The organism is Hydrogenophaga sp. (assembly GCF_018780075.1).
Lineage (GTDB): Bacteria > Pseudomonadota > Gammaproteobacteria > Burkholderiales > Burkholderiaceae_C > Hydrogenophaga.
In genome coordinates this window covers 1-19,883 of sequence record NZ_JADMKB010000187.1, presented here as the reverse complement: position 1 = coordinate 19,883, position 19,883 = coordinate 1, and the positions used below count along the sequence as shown (strand labels likewise).

At 64.9% G+C, this 19,883-nt stretch carries 21 protein-coding genes; 7 read left to right on the top strand and 14 right to left on the bottom strand.

Annotated elements, in window-relative coordinates; genetic code table 11:
- From IV088_RS26020 to IV088_RS26000, 5 genes are all read right to left on the bottom strand, one after another.
- The coding region (locus tag IV088_RS26020) for a thiamine pyrophosphate-dependent enzyme (RefSeq protein ID WP_291108001.1) at positions 1 to 1,476 on the bottom strand (1,476 nt) is incomplete at its 3' end.
- A 243-nt stretch (positions 1,477 to 1,719) separates the two neighbouring features.
- Positions 1,720 to 2,094 carry a helix-turn-helix transcriptional regulator gene (locus IV088_RS26015; RefSeq protein ID WP_077330575.1) on the bottom strand — a complete coding sequence of 125 codons (375 nt, stop codon included), beginning with the start codon at positions 2,092 to 2,094 and terminating at the stop codon, positions 1,720 to 1,722.
- Positions 2,095 to 2,237: 143 nt separating this feature from the next.
- Positions 2,238 to 4,154, bottom strand: coding sequence for a propionate--CoA ligase (locus tag IV088_RS26010; RefSeq protein ID WP_291108006.1), 1,917 nt, complete (start codon positions 4,152 to 4,154; stop codon positions 2,238 to 2,240).
- Positions 4,155 to 4,332: 178 nt separating this feature from the next.
- Complete coding sequence (locus IV088_RS26005; protein ID WP_291107997.1) at positions 4,333 to 4,938, bottom strand: isochorismatase family protein; 606 nt, start codon at positions 4,936 to 4,938, stop codon at positions 4,333 to 4,335.
- A gap of 90 nt (positions 4,939 to 5,028) precedes the next feature.
- Complete coding sequence (locus tag IV088_RS26000) at positions 5,029 to 5,691, bottom strand: helix-turn-helix domain-containing protein (RefSeq protein WP_291108003.1); 663 nt, start codon at positions 5,689 to 5,691, stop codon at positions 5,029 to 5,031.
- Between the two features lie 9 nt (positions 5,692 to 5,700).
- Between IV088_RS26000 and IV088_RS25995 the strand changes: the two genes are divergently transcribed.
- Together IV088_RS25995 and IV088_RS25990 are read left to right on the top strand one after the other, a co-directional pair.
- Positions 5,701 to 6,030 (top strand): hypothetical protein, encoded by a 330-nt coding sequence (locus IV088_RS25995; RefSeq protein WP_291108008.1) that lies wholly within the window; start codon positions 5,701 to 5,703, stop codon positions 6,028 to 6,030.
- Positions 6,031 to 6,097: 67 nt separating this feature from the next.
- Positions 6,098 to 6,670: a C40 family peptidase gene (locus IV088_RS25990; RefSeq protein WP_291107994.1), complete on the top strand. Its 573-nt coding sequence runs from the start codon at positions 6,098 to 6,100 to the stop codon at positions 6,668 to 6,670.
- A gap of 130 nt (positions 6,671 to 6,800) precedes the next feature.
- Here IV088_RS25990 and IV088_RS25985 read toward each other — a convergent pair whose 3' ends face one another.
- The 3 genes from IV088_RS25985 to IV088_RS25975 form a co-directional block, all read right to left on the bottom strand.
- Positions 6,801 to 7,655, bottom strand: a complete 855-nt coding sequence (locus IV088_RS25985; RefSeq protein ID WP_291107991.1) for a 2OG-Fe(II) oxygenase — start codon at positions 7,653 to 7,655, stop codon at positions 6,801 to 6,803.
- A 352-nt stretch (positions 7,656 to 8,007) separates the two neighbouring features.
- Complete coding sequence (locus tag IV088_RS25980) at positions 8,008 to 8,541, bottom strand: hypothetical protein (RefSeq protein ID WP_291107988.1); 534 nt, start codon at positions 8,539 to 8,541, stop codon at positions 8,008 to 8,010.
- A gap of 181 nt (positions 8,542 to 8,722) precedes the next feature.
- Positions 8,723 to 10,522, bottom strand: coding sequence for a PAS domain S-box protein (locus IV088_RS25975; RefSeq protein ID WP_291107986.1), 1,800 nt, complete (start codon positions 10,520 to 10,522; stop codon positions 8,723 to 8,725).
- A gap of 222 nt (positions 10,523 to 10,744) precedes the next feature.
- Here IV088_RS25975 and IV088_RS25970 point away from each other — a divergent pair, with 222 nt between their 5' ends.
- From IV088_RS25970 to IV088_RS25960, 3 genes are all read left to right on the top strand, one after another.
- A complete protein-coding gene (locus IV088_RS25970) occupies positions 10,745 to 11,524 on the top strand; it encodes a Crp/Fnr family transcriptional regulator (RefSeq protein WP_291107984.1) in 780 nt (259 codons plus the stop codon).
- A 216-nt stretch (positions 11,525 to 11,740) separates the two neighbouring features.
- Entirely contained in the window at positions 11,741 to 12,535 is a 795-nt protein-coding gene (locus tag IV088_RS25965; protein ID WP_291107982.1) for a Crp/Fnr family transcriptional regulator, read from the top strand.
- Positions 12,536 to 12,691: 156 nt separating this feature from the next.
- The gene (locus IV088_RS25960) at positions 12,692 to 12,871 is read left to right on the top strand and encodes a hypothetical protein (RefSeq protein WP_291107979.1); all 180 of its coding nucleotides are present in this window, start codon (positions 12,692 to 12,694) and stop codon (positions 12,869 to 12,871) included.
- A 98-nt stretch (positions 12,872 to 12,969) separates the two neighbouring features.
- Here IV088_RS25960 and IV088_RS25955 read toward each other — a convergent pair whose 3' ends face one another.
- Positions 12,970 to 13,440, bottom strand: coding sequence for a L,D-transpeptidase (locus IV088_RS25955; RefSeq protein ID WP_291107976.1), 471 nt, complete (start codon positions 13,438 to 13,440; stop codon positions 12,970 to 12,972).
- Between the two features lie 405 nt (positions 13,441 to 13,845).
- Positions 13,846 to 14,076: a hypothetical protein gene (locus tag IV088_RS25950; protein WP_291107973.1), complete on the bottom strand. Its 231-nt coding sequence runs from the start codon at positions 14,074 to 14,076 to the stop codon at positions 13,846 to 13,848.
- 230 nt (positions 14,077 to 14,306) lie between these two features.
- On the opposite strand from IV088_RS25950, the gene IV088_RS25945 reads away from it, so the two are divergent.
- A complete protein-coding gene (locus IV088_RS25945; protein ID WP_291107970.1) occupies positions 14,307 to 14,537 on the top strand; it encodes a hypothetical protein in 231 nt (76 codons plus the stop codon).
- A 61-nt stretch (positions 14,538 to 14,598) separates the two neighbouring features.
- On the opposite strand, the gene IV088_RS25940 is transcribed toward IV088_RS25945, so the two are convergent.
- Positions 14,599 to 15,228: an NUDIX domain-containing protein gene (locus IV088_RS25940; RefSeq protein ID WP_291107967.1), complete on the bottom strand. Its 630-nt coding sequence runs from the start codon at positions 15,226 to 15,228 to the stop codon at positions 14,599 to 14,601.
- Positions 15,229 to 15,360: 132 nt separating this feature from the next.
- Between IV088_RS25940 and IV088_RS25935 the strand changes: the two genes are divergently transcribed.
- Positions 15,361 to 16,122, top strand: coding sequence for a DeoR/GlpR family DNA-binding transcription regulator (locus IV088_RS25935; RefSeq protein ID WP_291107964.1), 762 nt, complete (start codon positions 15,361 to 15,363; stop codon positions 16,120 to 16,122).
- Between the two features lie 11 nt (positions 16,123 to 16,133).
- On the opposite strand, the gene IV088_RS25930 is transcribed toward IV088_RS25935, so the two are convergent.
- The 3 genes from IV088_RS25930 to IV088_RS25920 form a co-directional block, all read right to left on the bottom strand.
- Entirely contained in the window at positions 16,134 to 17,819 is a 1,686-nt protein-coding gene (locus IV088_RS25930) for a DUF4038 domain-containing protein (RefSeq protein ID WP_291107961.1), read from the bottom strand.
- 16 nt (positions 17,820 to 17,835) lie between these two features.
- The gene (locus tag IV088_RS25925) at positions 17,836 to 19,155 is read right to left on the bottom strand and encodes a sorbosone dehydrogenase family protein (RefSeq protein ID WP_291107958.1); all 1,320 of its coding nucleotides are present in this window, start codon (positions 19,153 to 19,155) and stop codon (positions 17,836 to 17,838) included.
- A gap of 153 nt (positions 19,156 to 19,308) precedes the next feature.
- Positions 19,309 to 19,883, bottom strand: a 575-nt coding sequence (locus tag IV088_RS25920; RefSeq protein ID WP_291107955.1) for an FAD-dependent oxidoreductase, incomplete at its 5' end; no start/stop codon positions are given.

Below are 19,883 nucleotides of genomic sequence, written 5' to 3'. Positions count from 1 at the left end.
GATCTTCTTGTACATCAGCGGCTGGGTCAGGCTCGGGGTGTCCTGCTCGTTGTGGCCCAACTTGCGGAAGCAGATGATGTCGAGCACCACGTCCCGGCGGAAGGTCATGCGGTACTCGAGCGCGAGCTGGGTGGCCAGCACCACGGCTTCGGGGTCGTCACCGTTGACGTGCAGCACCGGCGCCTCGACACCCTTGACGATGTCGGTGCAGTACAGCGTGGAGCGCAGGTCGCGCGGGTCGGAGGTGGTGAAACCGATCTGGTTGTTGATGATCAGGTGCACCGTGCCGCCCGTGGTGTAGCCACGGGTCGCGGCCAGCGCCAGGGTTTCCTGGTTCACGCCCTGGCCAGCGAAGGCCGCGTCGCCGTGCACGAGCACTGGCAACACCTGATTGCCCAGCGGATCGTCACGGCGGTCCATGCGGGCACGCACCGAACCTTCAACCACCGGGTTCACGATTTCCAGGTGCGACGGGTTGAACGCCAGCGAGAGGTGCACCGGGCCGCCGGGGGTGGACACGTCGGAACTGAAGCCCTGGTGGTACTTCACGTCACCAGCGGGCAGCTCTTCGGGCGCGGTGTGATCGAACTCGGCGAACAGGTCCTTGGGCATCTTGCCCAGGGTGTTGACCAGCACGTTGAGGCGGCCGCGGTGCGCCATGCCGATCACGATTTCCTGGATGCCGACCTGACCCGCCTGGCGGATCAACTCGTCCATGGAGGCGATGAAGCTCTCGCCACCTTCGAGCGAGAAGCGCTTCTGGCCCACGTACTTGGTGTGCAGGAAACGCTCCAGGCCTTCGGCCGCGGTCAGGCGGTCGAGAATGGCCTTCTTCTTGTCGGCATTGAACGCCGGCTTGCTGCGGATCGATTCCAGCTTTTCCTGCCACCAGCGCTTCTGCGTCTGGTCGCTGATGTACATGTACTCGGCCCCGACGCTGGCGCAATAGGTTTCGCGCAAGGCGTTGAGCAGGTCCCGCAAGGACATGACCTCCTTGCCGAAGAACGTGTTGCTGGTGTTGAACACGGTCTCGAAATCGGCGTCGGTGAAACCGTAGAACGAGGGATCGAGTTCGGGAATGTGGTCGCGCTCGGTGCGCTTGAGCGGGTCGAGGTCGGCCCAGCGCGAGCCGACATTGCGGTAGGCGGCAATGAGCTGCTGCACGGCCACGCGCTTGCGACCCAGATCGGAGTCGGCGCCAGCGGCCACCACAACGCGGGTGCCGCCTTGTTTGGCACGCTCGGCGAACGCGTTGATGACGGGCAGGTGGGGCACGTCACGGGCATCGGTGCCGTCGACGGCGGGCACATGCTGCAACGCGTCGAAGTAGCTGCGCCAGTTGTCTGGAACGCTACCGGGGTTGTTCAGGTAGTTCTCATACATCTCTTCCACGTACGGCGCGTTGCCGCCGAAGAGGTACGAGTTGTTCTGGAAGGCAACATAGACGTTGCTCCCGTTCGATGGGGAATTGCTCATAAATCCGCTGACCTCCGCTTCCCTCTGGGAAACATTAGCTGGTTAAAGAAACCTCCCGCGACACGGCTGAACCGATTGGCGGATGCGACAGTGGCTGTGGAAGGAACTGACTGCAGTCCGCGATTGTGCCATCGCCCGAACCGCGGTGGTGCAGAGATTGAGGGTTATCGGTGCATTGACACCGAATTGAAGTGCGCGTGTTGCGCGACGGCGAAGCGACAGCCTCCCGTCAGCCAGCGCGCGTCAGACGCCGACGCGGGGCGACAGGCGCTCGGAAGCGGGCACTGCGCTGGGTTCGTCCATCTCGATCGCGATCTGGGTGCAGACGGTGCGACACAGGGTCACCGCCTTTTCGCTCTGGACGCGGTAAATGACCTGGGTGCCTTCTTTGCGCTTGGCCAGCACGCCGGCCCGGTACAGCAGGTTCAGGTGCTGCGACAGGTTGGGCTGCGTGGTCTGGATCTCCAGCAGCAACTGGGACACGGATTTTTCCTTGTCGCACAGGGCGCTCAGGATGCGCAAGCGCATCGGTGTGGCCAACACACCGAACAGCTCGGCGGCCAGTTCGAAAACACGGACTTTCTCGATGTGGGCGTCAGACCCGATCATTTGTTCCATGGTTCACCACACTTTTGTCAATATAAGCATGGATCATACTGACTTCAAGCGGTCTGTCACTTGCCCGAAATACACCCGGGAGTTCAAAAAAAACCATCCCTCCTTCCGGAGGGCGCCGGTTTTTGACAGCCAGGAACGCGGCCTCAGGCCTGCAAGTCCTTGATTTGCTGCAACGCGGCCGGATCGTCCATGGTCGTCAGATCGCCTGGGTCGCGCCCTTCGCACACCGCCTGAATGGCGCGCCGCAGCAGCTTGCCGCTGCGGGTCTTGGGCAACACGTTGACGAAACGCACCCGGGCCGGACGGGCAACCGCACCGAGCTGCTCGTCGACCAGTTTCATGACCTCGCCTTCAAGTTTCAACCGCGCGGCGTCGTCGCTCAGCAACGAAGCGTCCTTGACCACGGCGAACGCCATCGCCACCTGCCCCTTGAGCTGGTCGGCCACCCCCACCACCGCCACCTCGGCGATCTTCGGGTGGCTGGAAATGCTTTCCTCGATCTCGCGCGTGCCCAGGCGGTGACCGGCCACATTGATCACATCGTCCGTTCGGCCGAGGATGAAGTAATAACCGTCTTCGTCGCGGATGCCCCAGTCGAAAGTGCTGTACACGACTTTGCCCGGCACGCTGGACCAGTAGGTCTTGACGAATCGGGCGTCGTCGCCCCAGATCGTCTGCATGCAGCCCGGCGGCAGCGGACCCTCGACCGCAACCACGCCCTTCTGGTTGCCGCCTTGCAGCTCCGCGCCCGTCTGGTCGTCGAGCAGCTTGACGTTGTAGCCGTACACGGCCTTGCCCGGTGAGCCGAACTTGCTGGGCGCTTTTTCCACCCCGTTGCAGATCGCCAGGATCGGCCAGCCGGTTTCGGTCTGCCAGTAGTTGTCGACGATGGGCTTGCCCAGCTCGTCGGAAATCCACTTGGCGGTCGGCTCGTCCAGCGGCTCCCCCGCCAGGAACAGCGCCTTGAGGCTGGACAGATCGTATTTCTTGATGAAGGACGGGTCGTATTTCTTGAGCACGCGCACGGCCGTCGGCGCGCTGAACATCACCGACACCTTGTACTTCTCGACCAGGCTCCACCAGATGCCGGCGTCCGGCCGGATCGGCAGACCCTCGTACATGATGGTCGCCATGCCGCAAATCAGCGGGCCATAGATGATGTAGCTGTGCCCCACCACCCAGCCGATGTCGCTGGTGGAGAAATAGGTTTCGCCCGGCTCGCCCATGTAGATGTGCTTCATGGACGCGGCCAGCGCCACCGTGTAGCCACCGGTGTCGCGCTGCACGCCTTTGGGCTTGCCGGTGGTGCCGCTCGTGTAGAGCGTATAGCTGGGGTGCGTGGCATCGACCCACTCACAGGGCACAACGGTGTCCATGTGCTTCGCACGCTCGACCTCGTAGGCCACATCGCGCCCCGCCTCGGCGCTGAACGGCGCCAAACCGCGATTGACCATCACCACCTTCTGTGGCTTGTGGGCTGAAAGTTTGATGGCTTCGTCCAGCAGGGGCTTGTACTCCACCACCTTGCCACCGCGCGAACCCGCATCGGCGCTGACGATGGCCACGGGCGAAGCGTCTTCAATGCGGCTCGCCAGCGAGTGGCTGGCGAAACCACCGAACACCACGGAGTGAATGGCGCCGATGCGCACGCAGGCCAGCATGGCAAACGCGGCTTCGGGAATCATGGGCATGTAGATCAGGACACGGTCGCCCTTCTTGACGCCCTGGTCTTGCAGGATGGCGGCCATGCGCTGCACTTCGGCGTGCAGCTGGCGAAAGCTGTAAATCGTCTCGACGTTGGTTTCCGTGGACACGAAGATCAGCGCGTTCTGATCGGCCCGGTCTTTCAGGTGCCGGTCCACCGCGTTGTGACACAGGTTGGTCAGACCGCCCTCGAACCAGCGGGCGAACGGCGGGTTGTCGTAGTTGCAGACGCGGTCAAAGGGCTTGTGCCAATCCACCAGCGCCGCCTGCTCTGCCCAGAAAGCGTCTCGCTCTTTGATCGAGCGTTGGTGAAAGGCCGCGTAGCCTTGTGGATTGCCCATGAGAGTCTCCTGCAGGTGGTGGTTCGAAACGACTGGAACGGCTTCGACTGGCGCACGGAGGCGCCCATCGAAACTGAATTCATAATTATGAAGACCAGACTTTCGGGAGTCTGACACCCGACACGGATGGTTATCCAGGATCGCTGATCGGCCCCTGCCCTTGCGGCAGCGGCACCGCGCCTCTCCTGGCCGCTTACTTGATCAGCGCCTGAATCTCACGGAAAGCGGGGTGTTCGGCGCTGCGCAACCATTCAAACACCACCATTTCGGTGGTCACCAGCTCGCAGCCTGCGCCGGCGAGCCGGTCAAACGCAGCGTCCCGGTTGCGCTCGGTGCGCGACCCACAGGCATCGGTGACCACCCAGACGTCGATTTCCTGCTCGACCAGTTCCAGTGCCGTCTGCAGGAGACAGACATGGGCCTCGCAACCGGCGAGCACCACGGTGTTGCGCTCGGCAGCCGGTGCGGCAGGCTTCTGCAGATGGCGCGGCAAGCTGCGGGCGTTGCCTCCGGCTTGTTGACGGGCCGGTGGCCGCAACCACTCCACGAGGCCATCACTGGCCGCACTGAAGCTCATCTTGGTCAGGGTGCGCTGGCACAACCCGCGCAAGGCGGGATCGTTGGCGCCCAGCTTCTCAGGGTTTTGTTCGGTGCCGAACGTGGGTACGCCCAACAGGCGCGCCGCGCGCGCCAGGCGCAGCGCATTGGCCAGCACCTGTTCGCGCTCGGGCATGGCCGGCATCAGGCGCTCCTGGTAGTCCACCAGAACCAGTTGGGAATCGGTTACGTCAAGCAGCATGAAATGTCCTGTGGAATGTCTTGGATCGCGCCGGGAGCGCGAGCCGCCGATTGTGACAAAACCAGACCGCCTGGCGACACGGACGGCGAATCACGCGGCGAACAAGTCACCCTGCTCGACGGCGGCGGCACCTGCTCCACCGAGCGCGCCCGCGAGCGCCACGTCCAGCCAACGCTGAAGGCTCTGGACAAAACGCGACTCCAATGCCGCCCGGTCGGTCGGTGGCTTCTGACCCTGCAACACCAGCAGGCCCAGGCCGTAGGCCAGCACCTCATCGTGCAGCTGCGCAGCGCACTCAGGCGGCAAGCCCGTGGCACGCAAAGCGTCCAGACACGGCTGCAAAGCATCGGTCAGCTGCGCAAACGGCTCCGAAGCCGTGTCCTGATCGGGGGACACCTCTGGAAGGCTGCCTGGGCCGCCATGCAGAACCAGCTGCAAACGCTGCGCGTCCCCGGCGAGGCAACCCCACCACGCCAGCGACCGGTCCATGAACAGCTGGCGGGCGACCTGCACATGGTCAAGGATCGGCACCCCGTCGGTTCGGGCGCGCGAACCCCTCTCGGCGCGGGATGCCTTCTGCAACCTGACCAGCTCTCCCAACGCCTGAATCACGCGAAGCTGCAGCGCCGACAGGATGGCGTCGCGCCCTGGAAAGTACGCGTACAGCGCGCCTGCCGTGTAACCGGCCCGCTGAGCCAGCTGGCGCATGTTGAATCCCTGGGCACCCGTCTCGCACCAGAGCGCCCACGCCACATTCAGCAGTTGAACCCGCCGTTCATCACCGAATCGCTGCTGCCGCAACTGCCGGTCGGTGGCCCGCTGTTGCAGGTGTCGCACCTGCTCAGGGGTCAGCACAGGGGTGATCGCATCAAATTTGACGGACATGGACTGGGGTGGGTTGTTGGCCACTGGAAATGGTTCAATTATATGAACGACGTTCAAATTAATAAACTAACTCAATCTGTTTTCTGGATGTTTGATGGATTTGGCAGTGACAGATGGATTCAACAAGCTCAACTGAACGCAACGGAGTCCGGTAAATTCTTTTGTGTTCAGAGAGGTCAAGAAATGAACGTTTCCGAAAAATATTGAGCAGAATCAATCTTCTGTGACCCACTCCTCGCTTGACGCATCATCTCCATGACGATAAGCTGCGGCGATGCATCGTGTGATACTGATCTTCCTTCTGATGGGCTGTGCCTTGGCCCAGGCCGCACCAACAGAAGCAGAGGTCGGTCACGACGACATGGACCAGCTGCTTGAGGAACGGGGGGTGATCTCCCGACTCGGATCTCAACTGAAGTTGGCCCGGAGCAATGTCGGCGAAAAAGCCTCTGACCTGGTGATGAGTGCCATGGGCTTTCTGGGTGTGCCTTACCGGTACGGTGGCAACAGCGCAGACACCGGCTTTGATTGCAGCGGGCTGGTTCGAGCGGTGTTCGAGCAATCGGTCGGCAAGATCCTCCCTCGACGGGCCGATGAACAGGCCGCAGCCACCCAATCCATCGACCGCAGCGAACTCAAACCGGGCGACTTGGTCTTTTTCAACACCATGCGTCGTGCGTTCAGCCACGTGGGCATCTATGTCGGCGATGGAAAATTCATCCACGCGCCCCGTGCAGGTGCATCGGTTCGGGTGGAAGACATGCGCATTTCCTATTGGCAGACGCGTTTCAATGGTGCCCGGCGCGTGCCTTTGCCGGGTGGCGACACCACGGCCTCTTCACGCTGATCGGCCACTTGTAGGGCCTTGCGAGGGCCCAACCCCTGGCACCTGTGCCAAGGCTCCTCGCACGCCGCACTGTCAGATGTGATCGATTGTTGGGGTGGGCGAGCACCCTGCCCGCCTGACCCCACGCCCATCAACCGCGCTTCTGAATCGACTTGCTGAAGAACCGTTCGCGAACGCGGCGCACACTGCGCCAGACCACGGGCGGTGCGAAGTCCTGGCCCATGCGCCACATCACACCCTTGAAGCTCTCGTCCGGCCGGGCCTTGAAGATGGTGGTGTGAATGCCATCGTCCTCGCCTTTCGGGCGACCGTTGGTGTAGTAGTACAGCGCCAGTGACTTGCGGGTCATGTCTTCCGGGCAGTTGAGCGGGTCCGGGTGACCGTGGAAAGAATCGCTGGTGGTGGTGAAAATGGCCAGCCGGTTGAACACGGGAAGGATCTTGTCGCCACAGAACGTGGTGTCCTTGTTCCACAACTCCAGGCAACCGCCGTACTCTTCTTTCCAGTCCTTGTTGAGATACAGCAGGATGTTGATCCGGCGGTCCAGGAACAGGCTGTCGTGTTTGTTGAAGTCAGCGTGCAACTTCAACAGCCCGCCACGACGGATCTGGTGCAAGCCCCCGCCGCGCAGCAAAGGATCCGGGATCAGATTCGGAATCCCGGTGACCTTTTCCAGAAACCGCAAGAAAGGGATGGAATGAAACTGATAGAACAGGTTGCGCGTGACGGGACCGAACTTCGTTTCGTCCGCGCAGACCAGCTTGATCTCGGTCTGGCGGTTGTAGTTGTGCCAGTCGATATCGGCCGGTTTGGGAAATTCGGCCAGCACCGCCTCGGCCACATCTGGCGGCAGGAAGTTGTCGAAGTGGATGTGGGGGAACGGGGAGCCGGCAGCGTACTTCTGCGCGCTTTGCTCGGCCAGCAAGTCATATTTGGGATCGTCAAAAACGAAACGTTCACTCAGATCCACTGTCGCCATGTCCATACAGACCTCGGTAGTACTTCAGAAATTGCTTCGGGGGCCGATCCGTGTGGCCGGCTGGTGCTGCGGACAGGTGCAGCGCTCCAGCAGCAGCCGGTCTGCAACTTCTGACCCAGTGCACCCTTTGCAGCCTGAGGATGCTAGTGGTCAAGACTTAAGATTCATTTAAGAATGGATCTCATCACCGTCGCCTCTTGGCTCGGCGGCAAGCAGGTGGTCTGTCGCCCGGCCTGGGCCACATCCCTGCTTTATGGCGTGGCGTCACCTGCCCCCAAGCGCCTTCGTTGCCAGACGGCAAAAGGGCCTGAACCAGGTCGCCAGTTCAGGCCTTTGTCTGAAACAAAGCTGTGTCGGATCAGTATTTCAGGTCTTTGGAGCTGACCCTGAGGCCCGCCAGCTCACAGGTCAAAAACTCCAGCCCATTGACCCGTGTGAAATAGCCCTTGGACAAGCCTCGGTAGGCATTGAGTTTGCCCTGCGAGACGGAAGACAACATCAGGGCGTTTTTCTCTTCTGGCGTGATTTTCTTGTCCAGCAACCGCGTCGCCCGGCTATCGAGGCAGGCCTCTGCGCTCAGGTGCTTGTAGGCCATGTCTTCCTGATAGCGTCGTTCAGACAGGCTGCGTTCGATGGTCTGCCGGTACAGGGCCACATAGGCGCTGGCGGCCTCGTTGACCTCGGAGTGATCGTATTGGGTGACCGAGGCCACGAACTTCTCAGGTGCGGGTGGATTTGCCTGCGGCGTGGCGCAGCCCGCCAGCGCCGCCACCAGGACAGACAAGGTGATTTGAATGTGTCGCATGTTGTTCCCTTTCGCATGTTGAACCCGTCGACGCCCCAGTGCTCGACAGGCGGCCCTTCTCTCAGGAAAGGTATCGACAAGCGTCATGGGACATTGAGTGGATGTACATATATTTACAAGCTGCCACGGTGGGCGCCTCCACCCCACAGAGTCGACAGGCGTCAGCGTCGGCCGGGCGTCAACGGAGGTGCGGTTCAGCTTTGGCGAACCCAGAGTTCCGCCGCCTTGCGGAACATGCGGCCATCACGCGACCGGAGGGCCCGCCGCTTCAAGACGTTGGGGCCTGGTCCGGGTGGCCTGTAACCTGCGGCATCGCGATGCAGAACGTCGCACCCTTGCCAGGCACCGCATGCGCAGCGATCTCGCCGCCGTGCCGGCGCACGATGCGCTGCACGGTGGCCAGCCCGATGCCGATGCCAGGAAACTCGTCCTGGCGGTGCAAGCGCTGGAAAGGCTTGAACAGGCGATCCGCGTGTGCCATGTCGAAGCCGGCACCGTTGTCGGACACGCAGACGCCCCGCAGGCCGCCGACCTCGCCCCAATGCACGCGAATGGCGGACGCCGCGGTGGCCCCGGTGTACTTCCAGGCGTTGTCCAGCAGGTTGCTCAGCGCGCTGTCGAGCATCCGCTCGTCGCCCTGCACAACAAGACCATCCTCGATGTCCAGCGCGACCTGCCTTCCGGGCTCGGCCACGGCCAGTTCGGTCAGGCGGCGGCGTGCCAACGCCGACAGGTCCACACGGTCTTGCCGTAGATCGCCACGCGTGCTTCGAGACAGGGCCAGCAAGCCGTCGATCAAGTCGCTCATCTTGTGGACAGCCAGCGCCATCTGATCGAGATAGGTCTTGGCTTGTCCCTGAAGCGAGGCGCCGCAGTCCTCCTGCAACGCCTGGGCGTAGCCCCCCATGGCGCGCAGCGGTGCCCGCAGGTCGTGCGAGACGGCATAGGCAAACGTCTCGAGCTCGTGGTTCGCTGCGGTCAGTTCGGCCGTGCGCTCGGCCACACGGGCCTCGAGAGTGGCATTGACGTCGCGCAGCGCGGCCTCCGCTGTCTTGAGCGCATGGATGTCGGTGTGGGTTCCCAGCATGCGCAACGGTCGTCCTTCGGCAGACCGCTGATGGAGCACACCCATGGAGAGAATCCATTTCCAGCCACCGTCGTGGGTGCGCAGCCGATACTCCACGCGGTAGGCGGGCAGTTGGCCGGCCACATAGCCGTCCAGGGACTTGAGCACCATGACACGGTCGTCCGGGTGCAGGCGCTCGCGCCATTCGGCAAACGTTTCCTTGAACGACTGCGGATCGTGGCCGAGCATGACCGAGTAGTCCTCGCTCACCATCGCATCGCCCGTCTCCAGGTTCAGGTCGTAGAGGCCCTGCTTGCCCGCCACCAAGGCCAGTCGCAGGCGCTCCTCGCTGTCGCGCAGGTCCTGTTGGGTTTTTCTGCGGCCTGTGATGTCGCGCGCGATGCCGAACGTGCCGAACGTGTGGCCGTGCGCGTCGCGCAGCGGCCCCTTGGTGGCCAGGAACACCCGTTCGCCCTGCGCGGTGTTCAAACACTCTTCATTGGTTTCGACCTGGCCGGAAGCGAAAACCCGTCGATCGATGGACATGATCCATGCCGCCTGCTCGGCCGGAAAGGCGATGCGGTCGTCCTGCCCCAGCAGGTCTTCGGTGGACTTGCCCATGTACTGCGCCGCTGCGTTGTTGACCAGCAGATAGCGCCCCTGGTCGTCCTTGGCGAAGATGGCATCGCTGGAACTCTTGGCAATCGCGGCAAGGAGCTGCATGGCCCGTCGTTTTTCTTCGGCCTCGGCCTGTTCGCGCTGGTGCGCCGTGTTCAGCTGATCGACCAGCCGACCCACCAGCACATACAGCAGCAGGGTGGTGACCGCCACAAAGAACCAGCCTTTGGCCATGCTGGCCCGCACGAGCGCCTCGGGGTCGCTGAACAACAGCCCCATGGCCCGGTCGGACAGCAGAATCCACAACCCGGCAAAAACGGCATACACCAGCGCCACGCGAATGGCGCCTTCCTTGGGGTTTGATCGTGTGGGGGCGGAGTTCACGGAAGCCGGATGCCTGGAGCCTGATTGACGTCGATCGAAGAGACTATGCCTCGACCCCACTTCTCCATGTCCACCTGCGCAAGGACACACCAAGAAGTGAATGCATCGTTGGAAAGCCGCAACACCTCGGCCCCTCCGGATGCACCTGGTTGGGGCGGCAGGTCGTTGAACAGAGGGTGCGCCACCTTTGCCGCGGCATGCCGCCCTGCTCCACAATCACCCATGACCTCCTCAGCCTCAGCCGCCCCCGACGAACGCGAGCCCGCCGCCGCCCTCCCGTGCGCCCAGTGCCCCTTGCGGCCACTGGCGCTCTTTCAGGCTCATGAACCCGCCGAAGTGGAACTGGTGCAATCGCTCAAACGCCGGGACATGCGCCTGCCCGTGGGGCACACGCTGATCCAGGAGGGGCAGGTCGACGCACCGCTCTACACGCTGCAAGCCGGCTGGGCGTTTCGTTTCAAGACCCTGAGCGACGGGCGCCGGCAGATCCTGAACTTCCTGCTCGCGGGCGACTTCATCGGCGTGCAGCAGAAGATGGGCGATGCCGCGGCCCACGGCGTCGAGACGCTGACCGAGGCCGTGTTCTGCGTGTTCCAGCGCGACTCGCTGTGGGAGATCCACCGCCGCTCGCCCACCATGGGCTTCAACGTGACCTGGCTCACCGCGCACGAAGAGTCGCTGGTGGACGACACGCTGCTCTCGGTGGGACGGCGCAGCGCCGAAGAGCGCATCGCCATGCTGCTGATCCTGCTCTTCAAGCGCGCCGCGGCGCTGCAGGCCGACGCGGGCGCGAGCGGTGTGCCGTTTCCCCTGACGCAGCAACACGTGGCCGATGCGCTCGGGCTGTCGCTGGTGCACACCAACAAGACGCTGCGCAAGCTGGAGCGCCGGGGGCTGCACCACATCGGCGATGGTCGGCTGTTCATGCGCGACGTGAAGGCGCTCGCGCGCCTCGCCGATCTGTACGGCGACGGCCGCCCGCCCGTGCGCCCGCTGGTGTGACCGGGGCCCTGCGGCCCCCGTCTGCGCACGCCTGGTCCGCCCACAACCGGTAACAACTGGGTCGGCACACATGTCTTTGTACACAGTGAAAGACTGACCGGCGACCTACATTGCGTTCAACCCTGCTTCCCGCCTTTCTGGCCCGCAGGGACATCGAAAGACCCATGGCCTTCAACGCCCGGGTCCCAGATGGAACGACATGTCCCAGGAGGTCGCATGACAGCCACCGCTTCACGGTTCAACGAGAACCAACTGCTCTCCACCCTCTCCAGCGCCGAATGGCAGCACCTGGAGCCCGACCTGGAATGGGTCGAGCTGTCGGCCGGCACCTTGCTGCATTCGAGCGGCAAGGCACTGCGCCACGTGCACTTCCCGGCCACCGCCACGGTGTCCCTCGTGTCCTCGATGGCCGACGGCGCCTCGGCCGAGGTGGCCGTGGTCGGCGGTGAGGGCATGGTCGGCATCTGTGCCTTCATGGGCGACGCCAACGCCCTGAGCGACGCCATCGTGCAGCGACCCGGCCACGCCTGGCGCATGAGCACGGCGGACGTGCTGCACCACACCCGCCGTTCGCCCGACTTCATGCAGCAGTTGCTGGGCTACACCCAGGCCTTGTTCACGCACATGGCGCAGTCGTCGGCCTGCAACCGCCACCACGCGCTGGACCAGCAGCTGTGCCGCTGGCTGCTTCAGCACCTGGACCGGCAGGAAGGCAGCGACATGCAGATCACGCAGGAGCGCATTGCCAGCCTGCTCGGTGTGCGACGCGAGGGGGTCACCGGCGGTGCGCTCAAGCTGCAGAAAGCCGGACTGATCGAATACCACCGGGGACACATCTCCATCCTCGACCGCAGCGGTCTGGAAGCGCGCAGTTGCGAGTGCTACGGCGTGGTCCGGCAGGCCTACGACCGGCTGTCCTGCGCCCACGGCGCACCACGCCGATCACCGGCCATGGCCCAGCTGGGGCTGGTCGCTCCGGTGTTTCACCGCCAGCCCATGCAGACCGCGTGACCCCTTGCGGGGGATGCGCCCTGGTGCCCAGGGCGCTGGTGGGCAACGCCCGCGCTCCCTCTTGCGGGGCACACAGTCACCCGCCGCTCGGCGGCCAGCAAGACTCCGCCCCGCCCACACACCAGCCCTTTTTGAAGGCCACCCCGTGAACCACGAATGAACCACGAAGAACGCGACAGCTTGGGCATGTACGCCGCCGCCACCGTCCTGGACGACACGGTGCCCGACCGCAATCGCGGCACAGGCCCGAACCTGATGGGTGCCGACACCTTGCTGGGCAACGACGTTCTCGACGTCTATGGCACCCGGCCTCACGTGGACCCGCGCGGGAGCTGAGCGCCTCCCTGCCAGCTTCAGCCGCAGGTGCAGGTCGGTAAGCGCAGGTGGGCAAGAGGCCTCGCAGTCGCTCCGCTGCGCGGTCTTTTTTCGGGCACTCAGGGCAGCGGGCCGAACACCTGTTCCAGGCTCAGCCGGTCCGGCAGCACGTAGATGGCGGCCGCCTGGGTGGAGAACACGGGCAGCAGGTGGGCATCAAAAAACCCGGCCGGGACGTTGATGCAGCCGTAGGAAATGCGGTTGTCTTCAATGGTTTCGGAGGCCAGGCGCTGCGGGCGCCGCTCGGCGGGCTGGTGGGTGCGCACGCGGTGCATGGACACCGCCGCTTCGTGGTCCACCCACACCACGTCTTCGCCCGTGAGGTTGCGCCCCAGCTTGCCATTGAAGCGACCGGCCGGTGTGGTGCGCTCGTCGGGCTGCACATCGGCGATGGCTTTCTGACCAATGCCGGGCACCGAGTGATCGCCCAGGGCCGACCCGATCAGCACGGCCGTGTGGGCCTGAAGGCGCGCGTGGGCGTCGAAGACATACAAGCGCGCCGCCGGCTTGTCGATGACGACAAAGGGCATGGCCGCGTGGTCCTGCGTCGCGGCACTCCATTGAGCGATTCGCTTCACGGCGTCCGACGCCGGTGTGCCGGCCAGGTCCGCGAAGCGAGGGGGGCCTACCGGCAGTGCTGGTGTGCCTGAGGCTTGTCTCGGCGCGGCCCGCTCTGGCGAACCGCTCGGCAGGAGCAACGCCACCACGCTCAGGCCCATGACCAACCCCGTGCGCAGCCCGGCGAGCACATGCGTGGCAGCGCTGTCTGCCGCGGGGACTGCCGGCAGGCCTGCACCAGGGTCGCCGGGCGCCGGGACCGGGCAAGGTGAGGGGCACATGGGGGGTCGGCGTGCGCCTGCGGCACACGGCCATTGGCCCGGCGTCGATCCCGCGCTTTCGCGCTGGAGAGGGCACCGGGCCGTGTGGCGTGCCGATCAGTTGCGGTCGGCGCGGGCCACGGGCTGGTCCATCGTGGACGCATCCTGGTTCATGGCCGGGGCGGTCATGCCGCCGCTGGCGGGAGGCGTCACCGAAGGCTGTGCCTGAACCATGGGCTCAGGCGCTGGCGTGACGTTGCCGGATGTGGACTGTGCATAGACCAGTCCGACGGTGCCGGCCACGGTGAGTGCGGTGAGCGTGGCGGTGAGGAATTTGGACGTGAGCATGAGGTTTCCTTTCGGCTGCAAGCAGCACATGTCGAGTTCAGCCGGAAATTGCCGACCGGGTTTCAGGGTAGGCGTGCCTCCTCGGAGGGTCTGTGCGCCCCCGTACCAACGTGGCGTCCGCGGTGTAAGACATTGCTTCGGTGCGTCGGGTGCGGGGCGCGTTGGTGCGCTGCCGAACCGACCGTTCCCGCGGGCTGCGCCAAGATGGTTTTTCACAGAAAGGAACCGACATGACCCAAAGCGCAAAGATTGTGGGCAAGGTGGAATACCGGGGCGGCGATGGCCCGGCCGTGGAGATACGCGAGGGCCCGGTGGAGGTGTCGATCTCGGTCGCCGACGCCACCCTGAGCTGGGTAGACGAAGATGTCCACGGCTCGGCGGCCATGCCCATCGGCGATTTCCGCCGCTATGTGAAAGAAGGGAAGATCCAGCTCGACGGACCGCTGCGGGTCGAGGCCTGAGCGCAGCTGGCCCGACCCCTTCACAGGGAGGATCGGGTCCCAAAGCCCTGGCCGCCCGCGCTCACAACGACGCACGCCCGAACAGCGCCACATGCTGCAGCAGCATGATGGTCTTGGCGTCGCGGATGCGGCCGTCGGCCATCCCCTCAAGGGCTTCCTGCAACGGCATCTCGATGACCTCGATGTCCTCGCCCTCCGCTTGCAGCCCGCCACCGTCCTGAACCCGGTCCGCCGGCTCGTACTCGGCCACGAAAAAATGCAGCCGCTCGGTCACCGAGCCCGGGCTCATGAAGGCGTCGAACACCTTGCGGGGTGTCCGGATGCGGTAGCCGGTCTCTTCTTCGGCCTCCCGGCGGATGCAGGTCTCGGGGTCGTCGCCGTCGAGCAGGCCCGCGCACGCCTCGATCAGGTAGCCGTCGCCGCCCCCGTTGATGAAGGCCGGCAGACGGAACTGCCGCGTCAGCACCACCGTGCCTCGGGCGGGACTGAACAGCAGCAGCACCGCGCCGTTGCCGCGGTCGTAGGCCTCGCGGTTCAGGGACTGCCAGCTGCCATCGCGCCGGCGCAGCTCGAAGCTCAGCTTGCGCAGCACATACCAGTTGTCCGACAGCACCTGCACGCCCTGCAGGCGCACATGCGGCGCGCCGGCAAACGCAGGAGCGTACGGGTGATCGAGGGGCACGAGGTTCATGAGATCAATGGCGCAGGGTGGCCGAGGGAATGGGTCATGGTTCGTCTTTCGAAGATTCGTGCGATATCATGCACATTTACGGAATTTCGTGCAACCACCGACCGAACACCCCCGTCTCCGTCCGACTCAGCCATGCTCACCACCCAGCGCAAACAACTGATCCTCAGCCGCCTCCAGACCGACGGACAGGTCCTGGTCAAACCCTTCAGCGAAGCGCTGGGGCTGTCGGAAGACACGGTGCGGCGCGACCTTCGGGAGCTGGCCGCGGAGGGCAAGCTGCAGCGCGTGCACGGTGGTGCCCTGCCCGCCTCGGCGGCGGTGGGCGACCTGCGGGTGCGCGAGCGCCTGGCCACCGACGAGAAGCTGCTGCTCGGACAGGCCGGCGCGGCGCTGGTGCGCCCGGGGCAGACCGTGATCCTCGACGGCGGCACCACCTCGCTGCAGGTGGTGCGACACCTGCCCCGCGACCTGCGGGCCACCGTGGTCACCCACAGCCCGAGCATCGCCGTGGCGCTGGCCGAGCACCTGCACATCGAGGTGCTGACCTTGGGGGGACGGCTGTTCCGCCACTCGATGGTGAACGTGGGTGCGAGCGTCACCGAAGCGGCCCTGCGGCTGCGGGCCGATCTCTACCTGATGGGCGTGACCGGCGTGCACCCCGAGGCCGGACTCACCACCGGCGACTTTGAAGAGGCGGCCGTCAAGCGCACCCTGCACGAACGCGCCGCCGACACCGTGGTGCTCGCCACGGTGGACAAACTGGGCGCCGCGTCACCGTTCACGGTCGCCGGCCTGAAGGACCTGAGCGCCCTCGTGGTGCCGCACACCACGCCCGAGCCCATGCAGGATGCGCTGCGGGCCGCCGGGGTGCACCTGCAGCTGGCGCCGGGGTGAACGACCCGGCCTCACACCGACGGCAAGGCGGCTGGCTGCAACAACAACAGCCAGTCGCTTTCACCGGCGGCGTTCTTGCGATGGGGTTGAACGTGCATCTGGTGGCCCCGCACATCGAACTGGACGGGGTGTTCATCGAAATTGGTGGGGTCGATCCAGGTCGCTGTCACCGGCCCTTTGAACAGGGCCAGATCCATGCTGAACGGCTGGTCTGACACCGTGTAGGCGATGGCGACCGATGGTTCCCTCGCGATGCCCACGGCCACCGGGGCATGGCGCGCCTGCAGCCATCCCAGTTTGTGCGCGACCCGCCTCAGACGCGGTGAATGCTGCAACAGGCGCTCCAGTCGGCCGGTCTGAACCGGCTGCGGCTCGACCTCGTTCCACGGCAGCGTTTCCAGGAATTTTCTGGCCAGGCCCATCTGTCTGGCGCCCGGCAGCAGCATGGCCTGATCCCAGGGCATGTTGCCCCAGCAGGACCCCGAAGGCGATGGTCCGAACGGCCGTTGAACCGCATTGACCTGCCAGATGCCATTGGCGCCGTAGGTGTGCCCGGCCAGGCCGCTGTTGAGCGCGTGCGCCCAGAAGGCTTCGCGCGCGTTCCGGGCGGTGACGGTGGGGCTGATCTCCAGAGCCTCGTAGCGCGCTTCCGCGCTGATCACCGGCATGGCCGGCTGCGTGCACCAGCCTTGCCACGCCCGCATGGCGTGGTGTGCCGTGGGCGCCCCGTGACCCGTTTGCTGCATCTCGAAGTCGAGCAACCCCGTCTCCGTCACCGATTTACGGGCGCTTTCGACGGGATGGGTGGTGATCAGGCGACCGAACCCGTTGAGGGTGCGCATGTGGGCCATCACCCGGCTCCAGTCCGATCTCAGCTGGGTCCTTGAGGCCACCTTCTGGGCATGGCTTTCGAGGTACCAGGGCATGGTCTGCTCCCCGGCCGCGGCCCAGACCACGGGCAGCGCCCCCCAGCGCGCGATCAGGTAGCGCCAGTGGCGCTGCATGTTCTCCAACCCGATCATGGGCAGGTAATACCCCCAGGCCCCCAGAATGCAAGGCGTCAGCCCTTGCTCGACCAGATGGAAGATCCGCTGATCGGCTTCGTCAAAAAAGCGGGGGTTGATCCGGCTCAGGTCGGTCTCCCAGCAGTAGCCGCTGTCGCTCAAGCCGCGTTCGTCGAACAGCGGCATGTCGGGATACAGACCCGCGACCAGCTGGATCACGTTGAAGCCTGTCTCTTTCCTGTTGTGTGCCAGCGCCTGGAAGTCTTCCGGCCAGGACAGGCGCCCGCACAGCCCCATCCACCAGGTGTCACCCAGCCAGAAGAACGGTGTTCCGTCCGCGTGACAGAAATGGCGCTGATCCTCCGCGACCCGTATCCCGCCGTGTCGATAGAGCGGGTTGTCGCCCAGGTACGGTTCGATGTTCACTTCACCGACCTGACCATGCAGGGACGGGTTGCCTTGGTCGCTGCACAGGGTCCGGAAGGCATGAGCGCCTGTTTCCGACGAGGCATACCGGACACACCAGTCTTGTTCACCGGCCCAGAAAGCCGGAACCACCACGGTCTTCCCGCTGGGGGCCGTGAAGGCCACGTCCAGCTCAACGTCTTTGAAGGGCTCCGCATAGGCGGTCGCTGACGGAAAGCGGATCTCGATGGCCTGGTTCTGGTGCGCCTTGAATGGGGTGGACTTCAACACGGCCAACCTGCGGTCAAGGGCTCGGGCTGGCGCCGCTGACGCGCCAGATCACGTCGCCCACGTCGTCGGCCACCAGCAAGGAACGTGCATCCGGCCCGATCGCCACACCCACCGGCCGGCCGTACGACACCGATTCATCGGGCGCCAGGAAGCCCGACAAGATGTCGCGCACCGGGCCTGCGGGTCGGCCGTCAGCGAACGGCACAAACACCACCCGGTAGCCGCTGAGCGTGCTGCGGTTCCACGAGCCGTGCTGCCCGATGACCATGCCGTCGACGTCGAAATCCGGCAGCGTGCCGGCCGGCATCCAGCACAGGCCCAGCGATGCGGTGTGCCCGCCCAGCGCGTAGTCGGGGGTCCGCGCGGTCGCCACCTTCGCCACGTCCTGCGGCACGCGGTGATCCACCGTCTGGCCCCAGTAGCAGAAGGGCCAGCCATAGAAGCCGCCTTCGGCGACCGAGGTCAGGTAGTCGGGCGGCGTTTCGTCGCCCAGGCCGTCGCGCTCGTTGACCACCGTCCACAGCCGCTGGGTGGTCGGCTCCCAGGCCATGCCCACCGGGTTGCGCAAGCCACTGGCAAAGACACGGCAATGGTTCGTTTCCAGGTCCAGCTCATAGATACAGGCACGGCCTTCTTCCACCTCCAGGCCGCCCTCGGCGATGTTGGTGAGCGAGCCGACGCCGACGTAAAGGCGCTGGCCGTCCGGGCTGGGCAGCAGGCTGCGTGTCCAGTGACCGTCGGGCTTGAAGGTGGTCAGCCGCCGCGCCGGCGCGCTGATCGACGTGTCGCCCTCGGCGTAGGCAAAGGCCATCACGCCGTCGGTGTTGCCGACGTAGAAGGTGTCACCCAGCAGCGCCATGCCAAAGGGCTGGCTCTGGTTCTCCAGCAACGCGTAGCGCTCTTCGGCCACCCCGTCCCTGTCGGCGTCGCGCAGCAGCGTGATCCGGTTGGGGCTCTCGCCGAAGGCCGCCGCGCGGCGCATGGTCGCGACCATCGCATGGTCGAACAAGGTCCTGGGGTTGCCGCCGGACTGCAAGGCCTCGGCCACCGTGACGTCGCCGTTGGGCAGCACCAGGATCCAGCGCGGATGTTTCAGCCCGGACGCGAAGGCGTTGACCTTCAGCCCGGGAGCGGCGGTCGGCAACTGGCCCGGCGCCCAGCCTTGTGCGGTGGGCATTTTCAAGGTCGGAATGCGGCCTTGCGGGCGGGCCTCCGGAATCTGCGGCGCCTCACCCACCGCCGGGCTTTGCGCACCACCCTGAAGGCTGCGCCACTTCACGGCACCGGCCCCCACCAGGGCCACCACGCGCGCCAACACATCGTAAAAAACCATGGCATTTTTCCTCGACTGGATTTGAAGGCCGGACGAAGGTGTCCGCGCCGGTCGCTGTCATTGTCGGGCCCCAGACAGCCCAGTGGCGCCACCCAAACAAAAGCCCGAACCGTTGCCGGTTCGGGCTTTCTGTGTGGTGAGCGCTGAAGCCGCTTACTTCTTGCTCGGCGGCAAATCCGTGCAAGACCCGTGCGCCACCTCGGCCGCCATGCCGATGCTCTCGCCCAGCGTGGGGTGTGGATGGATGGTCTTGCCGATGTCCACCGCGTCGGCCCCCATCTCGATGGCCAGCGCGATCTCGCCGATCATGTCGCCGGCGTGCGTGCCGACCATGCCGCCGCCCAGGATCTTGCCGTGGCCATGGGCTTCCGGACTGTCGTCGAACAGCAGCTTGGTCACGCCTTCGTCGCGGCCGTTCGCAATGGCGCGGCCCGAGGCCGTCCATGGGAACAGACCCTTCTTGACCTTGATGCCTTGTGCCTTCGCCTGGTCTTCGGTCAGGCCCACCCAGGCCACTTCGGGGTCGGTGTAGGCCACGCTGGGGATCACGCGGGCGTTGAAGGCGGCCGCGGCCAGTTCCTTGTTGCCCTGCAGCTCCCCGGCGATGACTTCTGCCGCCACGTGCGCCTCGTGCACCGCCTTGTGCGCCAGCATGGGCTGGCCCACCACGTCGCCAATGGCGAAGATGTGCGGCACGTTGGTGCGCATCTGGATGTCGACGTTGATGA

Bases quoted from the DNA above. Each gene is read 5' to 3' on its own strand.
- IV088_RS26015 (WP_077330575.1), bottom strand. From the start codon at position 2,094: ATGGAACAAATGATCGGGTCTGACGCCCACATCGAGAAAGTCCGTGTT.
- IV088_RS26005 (WP_291107997.1), bottom strand. From the start codon at position 4,938: ATGCTGCTTGACGTAACCGATTCCCAACTGGTTCTGGTGGACTACCAG.
- IV088_RS25990 (WP_291107994.1), top strand. From the start codon at position 6,098: ATGCATCGTGTGATACTGATCTTCCTTCTGATGGGCTGTGCCTTGGCC.
- IV088_RS25985 (WP_291107991.1), bottom strand. From the start codon at position 7,655: ATGGACATGGCGACAGTGGATCTGAGTGAACGTTTCGTTTTTGACGAT.
- IV088_RS25980 (WP_291107988.1), bottom strand. From the start codon at position 8,541: ATGACGCTTGTCGATACCTTTCCTGAGAGAAGGGCCGCCTGTCGAGCA.
- IV088_RS25970 (WP_291107984.1), top strand. From the start codon at position 10,745: ATGACCTCCTCAGCCTCAGCCGCCCCCGACGAACGCGAGCCCGCCGCC.
- IV088_RS25965 (WP_291107982.1), top strand. From the start codon at position 11,741: ATGACAGCCACCGCTTCACGGTTCAACGAGAACCAACTGCTCTCCACC.
- IV088_RS25960 (WP_291107979.1), top strand. From the start codon at position 12,692: ATGAACCACGAAGAACGCGACAGCTTGGGCATGTACGCCGCCGCCACC.
- IV088_RS25955 (WP_291107976.1), bottom strand. From the start codon at position 13,440: ATGCCCTTTGTCGTCATCGACAAGCCGGCGGCGCGCTTGTATGTCTTC.
- IV088_RS25950 (WP_291107973.1), bottom strand. From the start codon at position 14,076: ATGCTCACGTCCAAATTCCTCACCGCCACGCTCACCGCACTCACCGTG.
- IV088_RS25945 (WP_291107970.1), top strand. From the start codon at position 14,307: ATGACCCAAAGCGCAAAGATTGTGGGCAAGGTGGAATACCGGGGCGGC.
- IV088_RS25940 (WP_291107967.1), bottom strand. From the start codon at position 15,228: ATGAACCTCGTGCCCCTCGATCACCCGTACGCTCCTGCGTTTGCCGGC.
- IV088_RS25935 (WP_291107964.1), top strand. From the start codon at position 15,361: ATGCTCACCACCCAGCGCAAACAACTGATCCTCAGCCGCCTCCAGACC.
- IV088_RS25925 (WP_291107958.1), bottom strand. From the start codon at position 19,155: ATGGTTTTTTACGATGTGTTGGCGCGCGTGGTGGCCCTGGTGGGGGCC.